Source organism: Streptomyces sp. SLBN-118, assembly GCF_006715635.1.
Classification (GTDB): Bacteria; Actinomycetota; Actinomycetes; order Streptomycetales; family Streptomycetaceae; genus Streptomyces.
This window is the reverse complement of sequence record NZ_VFNP01000002.1, coordinates 753,544-769,515: the sequence shown is the minus strand read 5'-3', so window position 1 is coordinate 769,515 and position 15,972 is coordinate 753,544. Positions and strand designations below refer to the sequence as shown.

Here is a 15,972-nt window from a genome sequence, read left to right as displayed (position 1 = left end):
AGGCCACCCCGCCCACCCAGGAGGTATGCCGCGGATGATTGACCATCGTCGCACTGCCGCTGCCGCCGCGCTCGTCGGCGTCGTGCCATTCGTCCTCACCGTCGCGACCGCAGGCGCCGCCCAGGCGCACGGTGCGCCGACCGATCCCGTCAGCCGGGTCGCCGCATGCAGCTCCCAGGGCGTGCAGCGGGCGTCGGCGGCCTGCCGTGCCGCCATCGCCGTCAATGGCGGATCGGCGTTCGAGGACTGGGACAACCTCCGCGTCGCCGGTGTCCGCGGCAGAGACCGGCAGTTCATTCCGGACGGACAGCTGTGCAGCGCGGGCCTTGACGCGTTCAAAGGCCTGGACCTCCCTCGTACGGACTGGCCGGCGACGCCCCTGACGGCCGGATCGGCGTTCACGCTCACCTATCGGTCGACCATTCCGCACGAGGGAACCTTCAGCCTGTATCTCACCAAGCAGAGCTACGATCCCGCCCAGCCGCTGACCTGGGACGACCTGCAGTCCGTGCCATTCGCGAAGGCCACCGACCCGGAGCTTCGGGGCGGTTCCTACCGGATTTCCGGCAGGCTCCCGGACGGGCTCACCGGCCGTCACGTTCTGTACACGATCTGGCGGAACTCCAGCACTCCGGACACGTACTACTCGTGCTCGGACGTGGTGATGGCCGACCCGGAGGAGCCGGACGACAGCGCGCAGGGCGGTCCGGAGCCGAGCGTGGCCCCGCCCGCCGACACATCACCGGCCACGCTGCCGCCGAGCCGGCCCCCGACCGGCGAGGCATCACCGACCGGCGTCCCCGTGGGCGGGCAGCAGGCCGTCCAGCCGCCCGCCGAGCCCGTGGGCCGTTCCGCGACGGCCGCGGCGGAACGGGAGAACGACTCGGCCGTGATCGTCGGCGGGGCGGCGTCCGTGCTGGCGCTGTTCGCCGTGGTCCTGTCCGTGGTCCTCAGGCGCCGAGCCGCGCGCTAGCCCCGCTTCAGCCGCAACGTCAGGATCTGGAAGGGCCGCAGCGTCAGCGCCACCCCGCCGTCGTCCCCGACGGTCAACGGCTCGTCCGGCAGCGGACGTTCCAGCAGATCCGTGATCCGCGCCCCGGTCAGCGGGAAGCCGGCCCGCAGGGTCGCGTGCGCCCGGCCGCCGTGGGACTCGTAGAGCCGCACGACCACATCGCCAGAGCGGTCGTCCGCGAGTTTCACCGCCTCGACCGTCACGGCCGGGTTGTCGCTGCTCACCAGCGGCTCGATGCTCCGGTCCGCGTCCGCCACGCGCAGCGGCAGATTGAGGGCGTACCCCTCCGCGATCGCGTCCTCCACCGTGGCGCCCGGCAGAAGTGCGTAGGTGAAGCGGTGCATGCCCCGGTCGGCCTCGGGGTCCGGGACGCGGGGCGCCCGGACCAGACTGAGGCTGACCGTGGTGGTCGTCCCGCCGTCCTCGCGGGTGGTGCGGGCGACGTCGTGTCCGTACGTGGAGTCATTGATGACCGCGACGCCGTAGCCCGGCTCGCCGACATGCACCCAGCGGTGCCCGTACACCTCGAAACGGGCCGCTTCCCAGCTGGTGTTGGTGTGGGTGGGCCGGTGGACATGGCCGAACTGGATCTCCGCCGTGGACCGTTCGGCGCGGACATCGACCGGAAAGGCGGCCTTGACGATCTTCTCGGTCTCGTGCCAGTCGATCTCGGTCTCCACGTCGATACGGCGGCTGCCGGCCCTGACCGTGACCCTCTGGACGATGCGTGAGCCCTTGCCGAAGGCCCGCTCGATCCGTACCGCGCCGACGAGCGGGCCGCTCTCGACGACCGTGACCGACTCGGCATCGAGCAGATCGGTACAGCGGTTCTTGTAGTGCTTGTCGATGTCCCAGGCGTCCCAGTAGTTGGGCAGGTCACTGTGCAGCCGCAGCAGATTGCCGGGCGCGGCGAGGACTTCGCGGCCGGCGACGAGATCGCGTACGGAGGCGAGGGTGCCGTCTTCGGCGAACTCCACGCGTACCAGGCCGTTGTCGAGGACACCGTCCGCCACCGAGACGGGCTGAGGGGCGGTCCCGGTGCCGAGCGGGGCGCTGCCGCCGGCGGGGACCTCGGTGTAGACGGCGGCTCCGTCCGGACCCGTGACCACCTCGGCCCGGGCGCGCGGACTGGTGTTGAAGACATACGGGGTGGCCCCTCCGAGGGCGGCCAGCGCCCGGGACGTCAGCGCCTCCACCTCCCGCGCCACCCGCCCGTACTCCGCCTCCGCCTCCCGGTGCACCCAGGCGATCGACGAACCCGGCAGGATGTCGTGGAACTGGTGCAGCAGCACCGTCTTCCACAGCCGGTCCAGCTGCTCGTACGGATAGGCGTGGCCCGGGGCGTGCAACGTTGCCGCAGTCGCCCACAACTCGGCCTCCCGCAGCCGGTGTTCGCTGCGGCGGTTGCCCTGCTTGGTGCGGGCCTGCGAGGTGTACGTGGCGCGGTGCAGTTCCAGATAGAGCTCGCCCGACCAGACCTGGTCGGCCGGGATCTCCTCCCGGGCCGCGGCGAAGAACGCGTCCGGGTGCTCGACCCTGACCTTGGCGGAGCCTTCGAGGTCGGCCAGCCGGCGGGCGCGCTCCATCATCTCGCGGGTGGGTCCGCCACCGCCGTCGCCGTGCCCGAACGGCGCGAGCGAGCGCGTACCGCGGCCCTTGTCCTGGTAGTTGCGGACCGCGTGGGCCATTTCCCTGCCGGAGAAGACCGCGTTGTACGTGTCCACCGGCGGGAAGTGGGTGAAGATCCTCGAGCCGTCGATGCCCTCCCACCAGAAGGAGTGGTGGGGCAGCTTGTTGGTCTGGTTCCAGGACAGCTTCTGGGTGAGGAACCACTCGTTGCCCGCCAGTTTCGCCAGCTGCGGATAGGCCGCGTTGTAGCCGAAGGAGTCCGGCAGCCAGATGCCCTTCGTCTCGATGCCGAACTGCTCGATGAAGAAGCGCTTGCCGTGGATGAGCTGGCGGGCCACGGCCTCGCCGCCGGGCAGGTTGCCGTCGGACTCCACCCACATACCGCCGACCGGGGCCCACTGACCGTCCGCGACGGCCTTCTTGATGCGCTCCCACACCTTGGGGTACGTGTCGCGGACCCACGCGTACTGCTGTGCCTGCGAGCAGGCGAAGACGAACTCCTCGTACTCCTCGGCGAGCGCAGTCACGTTCGAGAACGTGCGCGCGGTCTTGCGCTTGGTCTCGCGGATCGGCCAGAGCCAGGCGGTGTCGATATGGGCGTGGCCGACCGCCGACACGAGGTGCGCACTCGCGTGCGCGGGGCGGGCGAGCACAGGCCGCAGAAGCCTCCGCACACCCGACGCGGTGCCGGAGATGTCGTCCAGGTCGAGGGCGTCGAGCGCATGATCGAGTGCGTGCATGATCTCGTGCCGTCGCGGCTCGTGCTCACCGAGCTCCAGCATCAGTTCGCGCAGTACCGAGATGTCGAGACCGAGGTGCCACACCTCCTCGTCCAGTACGGCGAGATCGGCGCGGGAGAAGGTGTACAGCGGCTCGCGGCCCGCCGTCGCCCTGTCGCCGAGAGGAGTCGGGACGAAGCCGTCGGCGAGGATGTCGGGGTTGGACGCGGCCTCGATGAGATAGTCCACCCGCTCGCCGCCCGCCGCCGGACGGGCGAGGGGTACGTACTGGTTCTGCGGGTTGACGGCCTTGAGCGGGCTGCCGTCCAGGGTGTGCACCAGGGCCTCGGCCTGGGTACCGGGCCGGTCGTCGACGAAGCCGAGGTCGAAGACGGTCTCGACGCGGCGCCCCGCCCACTCGGCGGGGACCTCGCCGCGGACCCGGAACCAGGTCGTGCCCCACGGCGGCCCCCACCGGGTGCCCATGGCGAAGGGCTCGTACGTCCGGGACGCCGCCTCGGCGAACGACACCGGCTCGTCCGGCGCTTCCCAGGCCGCGACGGAGAGGGGGAGCGTCGCGGCGTGGACGGCGGGCTGAATGCGCTGCTCCAGGATGCGTGCGACGCGCTCCTCGATGCGGCGGCGTTCGTCGTGCATGGGCGGGCTCCTATCTCAGATACGAGAGCGCGGGGTGGACGCTGGTGTAGCCGTCGACGAGCCGGCGGGCCACGGCCACGGAATCGACCAGGGGATGCAGGGCGAACGCCTTCACCGCGGTCGCGCGCGAACCGCTGTCGGCCGCGGCCAGCACTTCGCGTTCGACGGCCTTGACGGCGCAGACCAGACCGGTTGCGTGGAGCGGCAGCGGGGAGACGGGGAGGGGATGCGCGCCGTGCGCGTCGACGGAGCACGGCACCTCGACCACCGCCGACTCGTCCAGCACCGCAAGGGTGGTGCGGTTGCGGACATTGAGAATGAGCGTGGTCCGCTGGTCGTGGGCGATGGCCCGCATCAGGGCGAGGGCGACCTTTTCGTAACCGCCGGACTCCAGGTCGGCTGCGTCGCGCTCACCCGCACCCGCGGCCTCGCGGTTGTGTGCCATATAGGTGGCTTCGCGCTCGGCGCGGGTGCGGTCCCAGGCGGCGAGGGCCGGGGTGTCGGGCCGCTCCATCTTGGCGTAGAACGTGGCCTGTTGCTCCTGGAGGAAGGCGCCCCGGGTCTGATCGGCCTGTTGACAGGCGCGTACCGCCTCGCGGTTGAAGTAGTAGTAGTGCAGATATTCGTTGGGGATCGCGCCCAGCGACTGGAGCCAGTCCGCGCCGAAGAGCCTGCCCTCCTCGAAGGAGCCGAGCAGCTCCGGGTCGGCGAGCAGCCGGGGGAGCTCGTCGCGTCCGTCCACGCGCAGGCCGCGCAGCCAGCCCAGATGGTTGAGGCCGGCGTAGTCGAGGGAGACCGTTGCGGGATCCGCGCCCAGGGCATGGGCGACCCGGCGGCCGAGTCCCACCGGCGAGTCGCAGATACCGATGACGCGGTCGCCGAGGTGGCGGGCCATGGCCTCGGTGACAAGACCGGCCGGGTTGGTGAAGTTGATGACCCATGCGTCGGGGGCGAGCCGGGCAACCCGCCGTGCGATGTCGACGGCGACCGGGACGGTGCGCAGTCCGTACGCGATGCCGCCCGCGCCGACCGTCTCCTGGCCGAGGACGTCCTCGGCCAGGGCGATCCGCTCGTCCGCGGCGCGGCCCGCCAGGCCGCCGACGCGGATGGCGGAGAAGACGAAGTCCGCGCCGCGCAGCGCGTCGTCGAGGTCGGTGGTGACGGTGACCCGCGGCGCGTCCGCCACTCCTTCTGCCTGGTCGGCGAGGACCCGTGCGATCGCGGTCAGCCGAGCGGCGTCCACGTCGTGCAGGACGACCCGGGTGATCCGGCCCTCAGCGTGGTCGGCGAGCAGGGCGCCGTACACGAGCGGCTGCCGGAAGCCCCCGCCGCCGAGGATCGTGAGCCTCATACCTCAGCCACCTTCACTCCGCCTCGTCGTGCCGCGGGTCACGCGGTCGTGCCCCGGCGCTTGCCGACATGCGGTGGGCCAGACCCGGATAGTCGATCACGAGCCCTTCCGCGTCGAACTCCACATTGCTGCGGAAGTCGCCCGACGCAAAGCGGACGAGCGCACCGGTCTCGCTGCGCCCGAGATGGGTGTAGGTCTGCCGGGAGGCGCGCACGCTCAGATCGGGCACCGATACCCAGGCCGTCAAGAACGTCCGCTCGCCCGGCGTCCGGTGGAGCCCGTGCCGCAGCACAGGCATGGTGTTGGTGAGGGGACACAGTCCCAGATCGCAGTCGAGCGCGCCGTCGACCTCGGGAAGGTGCTTTCCGCCGGCGGTCCACCGCCCGGAGCCGTCGTGCAGCAGCCGCAGTTCGTGCGAACCGTGGGCGGTCGCGGCGCGAACATGAAGCTCTCGGGTCACGAAATCCTCGCCGGTGTCGAGGTCGTACGAGATCCAGTAGACATCCGGCCGAGTTCCGACCGCGCGTCCGCGGGCCTGGAGTGCTGAGCCACGGAACTCGATCCATGAGGTCTCGTAACCCTGACTCGCGGTGACTTCCCATGTGAGGACGTGCGACGTGACCATTTCCTCAGCCTAATGAGCCCGCGGCGCGGCAGGCGGGGTGACGCGCGCCACGACGTCACCGCCGCAGAGTCGCCGATCTTTGGCTCAAATCTTTACCCATCGGTAGTAGGACTTGCGTTCGAGGGTGGCCCGCGTGGTGGGATGAGGCGATGCGACCCCCCACACGCATATCAGCGCATCCACGCAATCCGTACGAAGAACTCGCTCAACTGGATGATCCCGAGCCCGACTTCAGCGTCTACGACCCGAAGGACCCACTGGAGCTCGGGCTCACCTGCGACCCGGACGACGACGACTGGACACCGCCCAACCACCGTGGCAGGAGCCGGTTCGGGGCCCTGCCCGCGGTGGTGAAGCTGGCCGCCGCGGCCGTGCTGTGCACCTTGTGTCTGCTGCTCGCCGACCGGCTCGCGGAGTACTACGCGCAGAGCAGGGCTGCGGACAAGATCCAGCAGTCCCTCGGGCTCGCCACCAGGCCCGACGTGGACATTCACGGATTTCCGTTCCTCACCCAGCTGCTCGACGGGCGAATCGACCGGGTCGATGTCACCGTGCCGGACGTCTCGGCCGATCGTGTCTCGCTGGCCGAGGTGCGGGCCACCGCCAAGGACGTACGCATAGTCAAAGACGCCCCGACCTCGATCAAGGGCGCCGTCATCGGCGATCTGGACGGCGAGGTGCTGCTGTCCTTCGACGATCTGAACCGTGAACTGGGCGCCTCACAGGTGAAGTTCACCGGCAGTGGCGCGGACGCGGTCCTGGTGAACGGCGAACTCGCCGTCGCGGGCCAGGACCTGCGAGTCCGGGCGCAGGCGCACATCCAGCGCGACAACGAGCGCTCCCTCACCACCACTCTGGACGGTATGCAGCTCGACCTTCCCGGGGTGGCCACCTACCGGCCCGGCAGCGACCCGGATCACTCCGGCCTGCGGCTGCACCGCGAGGCTGCCGAGCGGATCAGCAGCGAGGGCGCCCGGCTGAAGGCACTGCTTGCGGTGCCCGCGATCGTGGACCGGCTCGGAGTGCCCAAGGAGTATGTGCGCCGGGCACTGCGGAGCGAGGAGGAGTTCCACCGGCTCACCAATGCCCCGAAGTTCATCGAGCGGCTGATGAAGGTCAATCTCGTCGATGTCGTGCTGGAGCATCCGCAACTGCTGCGGAAGGTGGGCATCGATCCGGGTCTGGTCGAGGCGCTGCTCGCCCTCAAGCCGCCGGAGCTGTCGGAGCGGCTCTCGCTCTCCTTCGAACTGCCTCACTCACTCAAGGAGTTGCGGCTCCAGGACATCACCGTGGAGCGCGACGGCATCACGGCGCGCGTGGTGGGATCCGGCCTGCGCGTCGGGCAGTCCGGCGGTTCCTGAGGCGATCGGCCGCTTTTCCGGTACGGAGCCCACCGCGCACAGCCGTACCGGAAGAGCGGGTCGCCCGGGCTCAGGTGTACATCAGTGAGCCCGGCGTGGTCAGCAGCTCGCCCGTCTCCAGCCAGGTCTTGAGGCCGGAGAGGATCATCGGCCAGCCGCCGTACAGCTCAGCGTTCGCACCCTCGCGCAGCTGGTCGTGCGTGACGGTGAGCCGGCAGGAGTCGCCGACGGGCTCGATGTCCCAGGTGACCCTCGAGGTCCCCTCGGCCTTCACCTCGTCGCTCCAGAGCGCGACCATGCTCTGGACGAGCTTGCGCGGTGGATCGATCTCGAGGATCTCGCCCTCGCCGAGCAGGCCCTCGGCCTTGGGGGAGCTCATCTCCAGGCGCCCGCCGGGCTTCCAGTCGGATGTGACCCGCATGCCGAAGTTGTACTTGCTCCGGATCTCGGGGTCGGTGATCGCCTCCCAGAGGCGCTCGGGGGTGGTGCGGATGTAAATCTCGAAGACCTTTTCCATGGGGCTCTCCAGTCGGCTCTTGAGGCCGCTGAGTGCGGCCGCCCAGGGTTCCGCGTACTTGCTCACCCACCGGTCGTGGACGAGCCGGATAGGGACGGGGTTCAGGAAGTGGAGCTTCTCCCGGCCGCGGCGCCTGGTGACGATCAGGCCCGCTTCCTCGAGCTGCTTGAGGTGCTTCATCACGCCAAAGCGGCTGATGTCGAAGCGTGCCTCGAGTGCGCTGAGCGTCTGTCCGTCCTGACGGAACAGCTCGTCGAGGAGGCTGCGGCGCGTCGGGTCGGCCAGCGCCTTGAACACTTCGTCCATGCATTCCAAAATAGGTGACCATTTGGTCACCTGTCAATGCGGCTCCTAGGCTCGGTGACCTCGTGGGCGGGTCGGCGGTCGGGCAGGCGGTGGCTGCCCTCCTTCGCGTCCCGCGAGCTTTCCGGGGTCACGGACGAGTACTCGCGAAGGAGAGTTCCGTGACCAGCACATCCACGGCCGCAGGATCCAGGGCCACCGCCCACGGCTTACCCCGCCAGGGCCCGAACCGGGAACTGAAAAGAGTCGTCGAGGGCTACTGGATGGGCCGCGTCGACGCCGACGCCCTGAAGGAGACGGCCGCAGGGCTGCGCCGGGCCAACTGGAAGCAGCTCGCCGCGGCCGGTGTCCACGAGGTCCCCACCGGAGACTTCTCGTACGACGACCAGCGGTCTGAAGACGCGCGGCCGGCCGCAGGTGCGTGCGTCACTGGAGCACGTGGTCACCGCGGCCCGCGAGGTCAGGGCCGGGCTCATGACGTCGTCCTGAGCCCCTGGTTCCGGGGCGGGCGCGCCCGCCCCGGAACCGCTAGCGCGGTCCCTGAAACGCCTGGAGGATCCGCTCCGCCGCCAGCGTCGCCGTCAACTCACCCTCCCGCACCTGCTGTTCGAGGCCGGGCGCGAGCGCGCGCACCCCGGGATGGCTGCGCAGCCGGTCCCGCAGCTCGTCGTGGACCATCGTCCAGGTCCAGTCGATCTGCTGGTCACGGCGCTTCGCGGCCAGCCTGCCCGTGGAGTTCAGCAGTGCCCGGTGCTGTTCGATGCGCTCCCAGAGCGTGTCGAGCCCGGTGCCCTCCCGCGCGCTGCAGGACAGCACCGGGGGAGTCCAGGCGGCGTCGGCGGGGTGCATCAGCCGCAGCGCACCCGCCAGTTCACGGGCCGCGGAGCGCGCGTCGCGCTCGTGCGGGCCGTCCGCCTTGTTGACGGCGATGACGTCCGCCAGCTCCAGAACGCCCTTCTTGATGCCCTGAAGCTGGTCACCGGTCCTGGCCAGGCTCAGCAGCAGGAAGGTGTCCACCATGTTGGCCACGGCGGTTTCCGACTGGCCGACCCCGACCGTCTCGACGAGCACCACGTCATAGCCCGCGGCCTCCATCACGATGATGGTCTCGCGGGTCGCCTTGGCCACTCCGCCGAGCGTGCCCGCGGTGGGAGACGGCCGCACAAAGGCGGCCGGATCCACCGCGAGCCGTTCCATCCGGGTCTTGTCGCCCAGGATGGAGCCTCCCGTACGGGTCGACGACGGGTCCACGGCGAGGACCGCGACCCGGTGGCCGAGGCCGGTGAGCATGGTGCCGAGGGCGTCGATGAACGTGGACTTGCCGACGCCGGGCACACCGCTGACGCCCACCCGCCGCGCCGTACCGGAGTACGGCAGCAGCTCGGTCAGCAGCCGCTGGGCCAGCACACGGTGATCGGCGCGCGTGGACTCGACGAGCGTGATGGCGCGGGCGATGTACGCCCGCGACCCCTCACGTACTCCCTTGACATAGGTGTCGATGTCGAGCGTGGGACGCATCCGGGGCACAGTCCTACAACTCGTGGCCGAGCGAGGCGCCCAGCGTCTTCACCAGGTCCTGCGCCGCATCGGGGATCACGGTGCCGGGCGGGAAGACCGCGGCGGCTCCGGCCTCGTGCAGCGTCTGGACGTCCTGGGGCGGAATCACCCCGCCGACCACGATCATGATGTCCTCCCGTCCCTCGGCGGCCAGTTGCTCCTTCAGCGCCGGTACGAGGGTCAGATGTCCCGCGGCCAGCGACGACACGCCGACGATGTGGACGTCCGCCTCGACCGCCTGGCGGGCCACCTCCTCCGGCGTCTGGAACAGCGGGCCGACATCCACGTCGAAGCCCAGGTCGGCAAAGGCCGTGGCGATCACCTTCTGGCCGCGGTCGTGACCGTCCTGGCCCATCTTGGCGACCAGGATGCGCGGACGGCGGCCCTCGGCCTGCTCGAACTCCTCGACCAGCGTGCGGGTCTGCTCCACAGCGGGTGACGTCCCTGCCTCGTTCCGGTACACACCGGAGATCGTACGGATCTGTCCCGAGTGCCGCCCGTACACCTTCTCCAGGGCGTCGGAGATCTCACCGACGGTCGCCATCGCACGGGCCGCGTTCACCGCGAGCGCCAGCAGATTGCCCTCAAGGCCCGAGCCCGGGCCCGACTCGGCGGCCGCGGTCAGCGCGCGCAGCGCGTCCTGGCAGGCGTTCTCGTCCCGCTCCGCGCGCAGCCGGCGCAGCTTCTCGATCTGCTGGGTGCGCACAGAGGAGTTGTCGACCTTGAGCACATCGATCTGCTCGTCGGTCTCGACGCGGTACTTGTTCACGCCGATCACGGGCTGGCGTCCGGAGTCGATACGGGCCTGCGTACGGGCCGCGGCCTCCTCCACGCGCAGCTTGGGGATGCCCGCGTCGATGGCCTGTGCCATGCCGCCGGCGGCCTCGACCTCCTCGATGTGCTGCCAGGCGCGGCGCGCGAGATCGTGGGTGAGCTTCTCGACGTAGGCGCTGCCGCCCCAGGGATCGATGACCCGGCAGGTGCCCGACTCCTGCTGAAGCAGAAGCTGGGTGTTGCGGGCGATGCGCGCGGAGAAGTCGGTCGGCAGGGCCAGGGCCTCATCGAGGGCGTTGGTGTGCAGGGACTGGGTGTGCCCCTGGGTCGCGGCCATCGCCTCCACGCAGGTGCGGGTGACGTTGTTGAACACGTCCTGCGCCGTCAGCGACCAGCCCGATGTCTGGCAGTGGGTGCGCAGCGAGAGCGACTTGGGGTTCTGCGGGTCGAACGTCTTCACCAGCTTGGCCCACAGCAGCCGCGCGGCACGCAGCTTGGCGATCTCCATGAAGAAGTTCATGCCGATCGCCCAGAAGAACGAGAGCCGTGGCGCGAAGGCGTCCACGTCCAGTCCCGCGCCGATGCCGGCCCGCAGGTACTCCATGCCGTCGGCGAGCGTGTACGCCAGCTCCAGATCGGCCGTCGCACCGGCCTCCTGGATGTGATAGCCGGAGATGGAGATGGAGTTGTAGCGGGGCATCTTCTGCGAGGTGTACGAGAAGATGTCCGAGATGATCCGCATCGAGGGCCGGGGCGGATAGATATAGGTGTTGCGGACCATGAACTCCTTGAGGATGTCGTTCTGAATGGTCCCGGCCAGCTTCTCGGGCGGTACGCCCTGCTCCTCGGCTGCCACGATGTACAGCGCCAGCACCGGAAGGACCGCGCCGTTCATCGTCATCGACACGCTCATGCGGTCCAGCGGAATACCGTCGAAGAGCTGCCGCATGTCGTAGATCGAGTCGATGGCCACACCGGCCATACCGACATCGCCCGTCACTCGGGGATGGTCACTGTCGTAGCCGCGGTGGGTCGGCAGGTCGAAGGCGACCGACAGACCCTTCTGCCCGGCGGCGAGATTACGCCGGTAGAAGGCGTTGGACTCCTCGGCGGTGGAGAACCCGGCGTACTGACGGATCGTCCACGGCTGATTGACGTACATCGTCGGGTAGGGCCCGCGCAGGTAGGGCGCGATGCCCGGATACGTGCCGAGAAAGTCCAGCCCGGCCAGGTCCTCGTCCGTGTACAGCGGCTTGAGGGGAATGCCCTCGGGTGTCTCCCACACCAGATCGCCCGCGCCCTTGCCGGTGGACTCCTTGACGGCGCTGCGCCACTGGTCCTCGGACACACGAGGCGCGCTGCCGGGCCCGAGCTCGATACCTGAGAAGTCGGGGATCCTCATCACGCCACTCCCATCCGGTCCAGCGCGGAGGTCAGGACGGCGACAGCGTCGCCGCCCGCGACGACGAACTCGTCGACTCCGGCCCGTACATACGTCTCACGCTGCTCGCCGGGACGGCCCGCGAGGAACACCCGCAGAGCTCCGGCCGCCTTCAGCGCCTCGGCCACCGGCGCGGCCTGCTCGGCGTAGAGCGTGTCGCTGGAGCAGAGGCACGCCACGCTCGCTCCACTGGCGGTGAACGCCTCGGCGACCGAGGCCGCGTCGACGGACACCGGGTCATGGACCGGTTCGATGCCGCCCGCCTGGAAGAGGTTGGCGGCGAAGGATGCGCGTGCGGTGTGCGCGGCCGCCGGGCCGAGCGCCGCCAGAAAGACGCGCGGCCGGGCACCGGTCGCCGCCAGATGCGCGTCGGAGCGGGCCCGCAGCGTTTCGAAGGCCTCGTCGCGGCGCACTGTCGGCAGTCCGCCACAGGGGGCCGCGGGCGCGGGTTCGCGCTCGACCGGCGGCTGGGTCAGGATCGGGAATTCGCTGACCCCGGTGACCGGTTCGCGCCGCTTGGCGAGGTTCTTCTTACGGTTCTCCCAGGTGGCGGCGATGCGCGTCGACACCAGACCGTCGCGCAGAGCGGCCTGTTGGCCCCCGGCACGCTCGATCTCCTGGAACCAGGCCCAGGCGGCCTGCGCCAGCTCGTCCGTCAGCTGCTCCACGTACCAGGAGCCGCCTGCCGGATCGATGACGCGGCCCACATGCGACTCCTCGACCAGGATCGTCGAGGTGTTGCGGGCGATACGGCGGGCGAAGCCGTCGGGCAGTCCGAGCGCGTGGTCGAAGGGGAGCACGGTCACCGCATCGGCCCCGCCGACGCCCGCGGCGAGGGAGGCGACCGTGGTGCGCAGCATGTTCACCCAGGGGTCGCGCCGGCTCATCATCACCGGGGACGTCACCGCGTGCTGGCGCTGGGCGCCCGCGGCGGGGTCAGCGCCGCAGGCTTCGGCGACCCTGGCCCACACGCGCCGCGCGGCACGCAGCTTGGCGATGGTGAGGAACTGGTCGGCCGTCGCCGCGTAGCGGAACTCCAGCTGGCCGCAGGCCGCTTCGACGCTCATTCCCGCGGCGGTCAGCTCGCGCAGCAGCGCGACTCCGGTGGCCAGCGAACAGCCCAGCTCCTGGGCGGCCGAGGCGCCGGCCTCGTGGTACGGCAGCGCGTCGGCGGTCAGTGCCCGCAGGCCGGGGTACGTCGTGTGGCACAGCCGGGCGAGTTCGGCCGCCGCGGCCATGAGCTCCGTGATGTCCTCGTGCCGGCCGGTGCGGGCGGCGTGCCCGAGCGGGTCGGCGCCGAGATTGCCGAGCGCGGCCTCGGGGGCGACGCCCCGCTCCTCGTAGAGGCGCAGCAACTCCCGTGCCGCGGCGTCGAATTCGGCCCCCGCGTCGAGTGCGACCGGGGCGAGGTCGAGATAGACGCCCTCCAGGGCGGCGGCGAGCGCCGGGACCGGAATTCCGGCGGCGCCGACGGACAGCCAGAGCGAGGTGACCCCGTTCTCGAGGTCCGCGAGCACCGCCTCGTTCGTCCGCAGCGGATCGGGCCGGTCGTGGCGCTGGCGTACGTCCCAGCCGGAGACCGCGCCGCCTTCGGGCCTGCCGCCCCGGGTGAAGGGGGCGAAGCCCGGATAGCCGGCGCCGTCCGCGCCGTCGCGTGCCGAGTCCGCGGTGTACAGAGGGCGGGTGGCGAGCCCGTCCTCCAAGGCCGTGGACAGCACTTCATCGGCCGCCGTGTCCGGGGCGTCCTTGCCTGCCTTGCGCAGCACGCCAGCCACCAGCAGCTGCCACTGCTCGTGGGTCGCATCCGGGAATTCGGCGGCCAGTGAGAACCCGTCATCGGGGAGGACCGTCATGCTCAGATGCTAGGTCAAGGGCGCAAAGGTGCAGCAGGGGAGAAGGCTGTGACCTTGCACTCTCAGGACCGCCCTTGATCCTTCGGCCGCGATGGCCTATCCGGCGGGCCGCGCAGGTGGTGGCCAGTGCGGTCAGGATCAGCGGGAGCGCGGTCCAGGGCAAGTCGCCCACGCCGGAGCCTTCCAGGACGATTCCCCCGGTGAGGGAACCGGCGGCGATGCCGATGTTGTAGACGGTGGCCTGCAGGGAGGTGGCCACGTCCGCGTGTGCGGGTCCCGAGAAGTCGGCCAGCGCGGTCTGCAACAGCGTGGGCGCCCCGCCGAAGGCCCCGCCCCACACGGCCGCCGCGATGAGCAGGGCGGCGGGAGCCTGTCCGAGAAGACCGAGGACGAGCGTCGCGGCCGCGATCAGCGCCAGCGCGGTCAGCAGGGCCGAACGGAGGTGGCGGTCGACGAGAACGCCGACGGTCCCGATTCCGGCGACCGTGGCGAGGCCGAAGACGAGGAGGGCCGGACCCGCGTTGCCGAGTCCCGCACGCTCGGCGAGCGGCGACATGTACGTATACATCGTCTGGTGGCCAAGCAGCAGGAAGAGGGTGACGAGAAGTACGGAGCGGATCCCGGGCAGTGTGGCGATGCGGCGCAGCGACATGCTCCCGGCGGCCGCCTCGCCCGGAAAGCCGGGGACCTTTCGCAGTACCCAGGTCACGAGGACCACACAGAGGACGGCGAGCGAGGCGAACGCGACGCGCCAGCCGAGCGCAGCGGCCAGCGCGGTTCCGGCTGGGATTCCGGCGCAGAGCGCGACGGTGATCCCGGCGAGGACGATCGCCATGGCCCGGCCGCGGCGCGCGGTGGGGACCATCCGGGCCGCATAACCGGCCAGCATCGCCCACAGCAGCCCGCCCGTCGCACCCGCCAGCAGCCGGGCCCCGAAGGTCAGGGCGTACGAGGACGAGAGGGCGGTGACCGTGTTGCAGAGCGCGAACCCGAGCAGCGCGCCGACGAGCACCGGCCGCCGGGGCAGCGAGCGCAGCGAGGCGGTCAGGGGAATCGCGGCGAGGCACGAGGCGGCTGCGTACCCGGTGACCAGGAACCCGACGCGGCCCTGCGTCACCTGTAGGTCCTCGCTCATCCGGGGCAGCAGACCGGCCGGGAGCAGTTCGGTCATCACTGCGGTGAAGGCCGCGGTGAACAGGGCGAGCAGCCCCGACAGGGGCAGCCTGGGCGCGGGCGGCTCGGGCGTGGGCGGCACGGTTGCGGTCGACATGCGACCATCGTGAGACCTTCACATCAGTGTGAAGGCAAGGAGAAGCAGAGCCATGAAGATCGGCGAACTGTCCCGGCGCACCTGCGTCCCGACCAGGATGCTGCGCTACTACGAGGAACAGGACCTGCTGCACCCGGAGCGGGCCGAGAACGGCTACCGCGCCTACGAGGCGTCTGCCGTCTACCGGGTCCAGCAGATCCGCGGGCTGCTCGACTCCGGCCTGACCACGGAGATCATCCGCAGGATCCTGCCCTTCCTCACCGAGCCGGACGAGATCCATGTCCATCCCGAGTGCCTGACGGAGGAGACCGCGGCGCTGCTGCGGGGCGAGGCGGACCGGATCCAGCAGCGCATCGAGTGTCTGGCGCGCAACCGCGACGCGATCCTGGCCTATCTCGCGGCGGTCCGGCCGGACACCTCCCCCCCTGACGGGGTGGGCGGGCCGGGTGCACGTGTGCGGGGGCGGCCGTACCGTGGATGCACACGGTGGGACCGACAGTCTGCGTACGGAAGGCGGACCCGCGATGGCCGGTGAGATCTCCTTCTTCGAACTGGGCGTGGGCGACTTCGAGGCAGCCCGCGCGTTCTACGGCGGACTGTTCGGCTGGACCTTCGAACCGGGCCCGAACGAGGGCGGGGGTTATGCGATCGGCACGCCCAACGTCCCCGGCGGAGTGCACGGCGGCGACGCGGGCGCGAGCCCGTATCTCTTCTTCAGGGTCGACGACATGAAGGCCGCTCTCGACCGCGTCCGTGAACTGGGCGGCACGGTCGACGACTTCGACGCGGAAAGCGACGACGAGAGCGTCCTCCGCTTCGGCCGGTTCACTCTCTGCCGCGACGACCAGGGCTCACCCTTCGGCCTGCACGAGCCGCCCAAGAACACCTGATCCCGTCGGCCGC

Annotated in this window: 11 protein-coding genes and 2 pseudogenes; 5 read left to right on the top strand and 8 right to left on the bottom strand. The window is 70.4% G+C overall.

Annotated elements, in window-relative coordinates; all coding sequences use genetic code 11:
• The first annotated feature begins 34 nt into the window (after window positions 1-34).
• On the top strand, window positions 35-973 hold the full coding sequence (locus FBY35_RS21990; protein ID WP_142215716.1) for a lytic polysaccharide monooxygenase: 939 nt from the start codon (window positions 35-37) through the stop codon (window positions 971-973).
• Here the strand turns inward: FBY35_RS21990 and FBY35_RS21985 are convergent.
• The 3 genes from FBY35_RS21985 to FBY35_RS21975 are packed head-to-tail and all read right to left on the bottom strand — an operon-like array spanning window position 970 to window position 5,993.
• Window positions 970-4,017: a glycoside hydrolase family 38 C-terminal domain-containing protein gene (locus tag FBY35_RS21985; RefSeq protein WP_142215715.1), complete on the bottom strand. Its 3,048-nt coding sequence runs from the start codon at window positions 4,015-4,017 to the stop codon at window positions 970-972. The genes FBY35_RS21990 and FBY35_RS21985 overlap by 4 nt on opposite strands.
• Before the next feature lie 10 nt (window positions 4,018-4,027).
• Entirely contained in the window at window positions 4,028-5,368 is a 1,341-nt protein-coding gene (locus FBY35_RS21980) for a 6-phospho-beta-glucosidase (RefSeq protein ID WP_142215714.1), read from the bottom strand.
• A 13-nt stretch (window positions 5,369-5,381) separates the two neighbouring features.
• Window positions 5,382-5,993: a putative glycolipid-binding domain-containing protein gene (locus FBY35_RS21975; protein WP_142215713.1), complete on the bottom strand. Its 612-nt coding sequence runs from the start codon at window positions 5,991-5,993 to the stop codon at window positions 5,382-5,384.
• A gap of 149 nt (window positions 5,994-6,142) precedes the next feature.
• On the opposite strand from FBY35_RS21975, the gene FBY35_RS21970 reads away from it, so the two are divergent.
• On the top strand, window positions 6,143-7,354 hold the full coding sequence (locus FBY35_RS21970; protein ID WP_142215712.1) for a DUF2993 domain-containing protein: 1,212 nt from the start codon (window positions 6,143-6,145) through the stop codon (window positions 7,352-7,354).
• 70 nt (window positions 7,355-7,424) lie between these two features.
• On the opposite strand, the gene FBY35_RS21965 is transcribed toward FBY35_RS21970, so the two are convergent.
• Complete coding sequence (locus tag FBY35_RS21965; protein WP_142215711.1) at window positions 7,425-8,177, bottom strand: metalloregulator ArsR/SmtB family transcription factor; 753 nt, start codon at window positions 8,175-8,177, stop codon at window positions 7,425-7,427.
• Window positions 8,178-8,335: 158 nt separating this feature from the next.
• Here FBY35_RS21965 and FBY35_RS21960 point away from each other — a divergent pair.
• Window positions 8,336-8,560, top strand: a pseudogene (locus FBY35_RS21960) (hypothetical protein); the annotation flags it as partial.
• A 142-nt stretch (window positions 8,561-8,702) separates the two neighbouring features.
• Here the strand turns inward: FBY35_RS21960 and meaB are convergent.
• From meaB to FBY35_RS21935, 4 genes are read right to left on the bottom strand one after another with little or no spacing between them, the layout of a single operon-like run.
• A complete protein-coding gene (gene meaB / locus FBY35_RS21950; RefSeq protein WP_142215710.1) occupies window positions 8,703-9,692 on the bottom strand; it encodes a methylmalonyl Co-A mutase-associated GTPase MeaB in 990 nt (329 codons plus the stop codon).
• Window positions 9,693-9,705: 13 nt separating this feature from the next.
• Window positions 9,706-11,907, bottom strand: a complete 2,202-nt coding sequence (scpA, locus tag FBY35_RS21945) for a methylmalonyl-CoA mutase (RefSeq protein WP_142215709.1) — start codon at window positions 11,905-11,907, stop codon at window positions 9,706-9,708.
• The gene (locus tag FBY35_RS21940) at window positions 11,907-13,799 is read right to left on the bottom strand and encodes a methylmalonyl-CoA mutase family protein (RefSeq protein WP_142215708.1); all 1,893 of its coding nucleotides are present in this window, start codon (window positions 13,797-13,799) and stop codon (window positions 11,907-11,909) included. Before FBY35_RS21940 ends, scpA begins: the two co-directional genes overlap by 1 nt.
• Window positions 13,780-15,069 (bottom strand): MFS transporter, encoded by a 1,290-nt coding sequence (locus FBY35_RS21935; protein WP_142215707.1) that lies wholly within the window; start codon window positions 15,067-15,069, stop codon window positions 13,780-13,782. Before FBY35_RS21935 ends, FBY35_RS21940 begins: the two co-directional genes overlap by 20 nt.
• Before the next feature lie 52 nt (window positions 15,070-15,121).
• Here FBY35_RS21935 and FBY35_RS21930 point away from each other — a divergent pair.
• A pseudogene (locus FBY35_RS21930) lies at window positions 15,122-15,493 on the top strand (MerR family transcriptional regulator); the annotation flags it as partial.
• A gap of 100 nt (window positions 15,494-15,593) precedes the next feature.
• Window positions 15,594-15,959 (top strand): VOC family protein, encoded by a 366-nt coding sequence (locus FBY35_RS21925; protein WP_142215705.1) that lies wholly within the window; start codon window positions 15,594-15,596, stop codon window positions 15,957-15,959.
• Window positions 15,960-15,972: the final 13 nt, after the last annotated feature.

What these genes read in the sequence shown, in the direction of transcription:
- meaB (WP_142215710.1), bottom strand. Translation starts at nt 9,692, where the DNA reads ATGCGTCCCACGCTCGACATCGACACCTATGTCAAGGGAGTACGTGAG.
- FBY35_RS21925 (WP_142215705.1), top strand. Translation starts at nt 15,594, where the DNA reads ATGGCCGGTGAGATCTCCTTCTTCGAACTGGGCGTGGGCGACTTCGAG.
- FBY35_RS21980 (WP_142215714.1), bottom strand. Translation starts at nt 5,368, where the DNA reads ATGAGGCTCACGATCCTCGGCGGCGGGGGCTTCCGGCAGCCGCTCGTG.
- FBY35_RS21990 (WP_142215716.1), top strand. Translation starts at nt 35, where the DNA reads ATGATTGACCATCGTCGCACTGCCGCTGCCGCCGCGCTCGTCGGCGTC.
- FBY35_RS21985 (WP_142215715.1), bottom strand. Translation starts at nt 4,017, where the DNA reads ATGCACGACGAACGCCGCCGCATCGAGGAGCGCGTCGCACGCATCCTG.
- FBY35_RS21965 (WP_142215711.1), bottom strand. Translation starts at nt 8,177, where the DNA reads ATGGACGAAGTGTTCAAGGCGCTGGCCGACCCGACGCGCCGCAGCCTC.
- scpA (WP_142215709.1), bottom strand. Translation starts at nt 11,907, where the DNA reads ATGAGGATCCCCGACTTCTCAGGTATCGAGCTCGGGCCCGGCAGCGCG.
- FBY35_RS21975 (WP_142215713.1), bottom strand. Translation starts at nt 5,993, where the DNA reads ATGGTCACGTCGCACGTCCTCACATGGGAAGTCACCGCGAGTCAGGGT.
- FBY35_RS21940 (WP_142215708.1), bottom strand. Translation starts at nt 13,799, where the DNA reads ATGACGGTCCTCCCCGATGACGGGTTCTCACTGGCCGCCGAATTCCCG.
- FBY35_RS21935 (WP_142215707.1), bottom strand. Translation starts at nt 15,069, where the DNA reads ATGTCGACCGCAACCGTGCCGCCCACGCCCGAGCCGCCCGCGCCCAGG.
- FBY35_RS21970 (WP_142215712.1), top strand. Translation starts at nt 6,143, where the DNA reads ATGCGACCCCCCACACGCATATCAGCGCATCCACGCAATCCGTACGAA.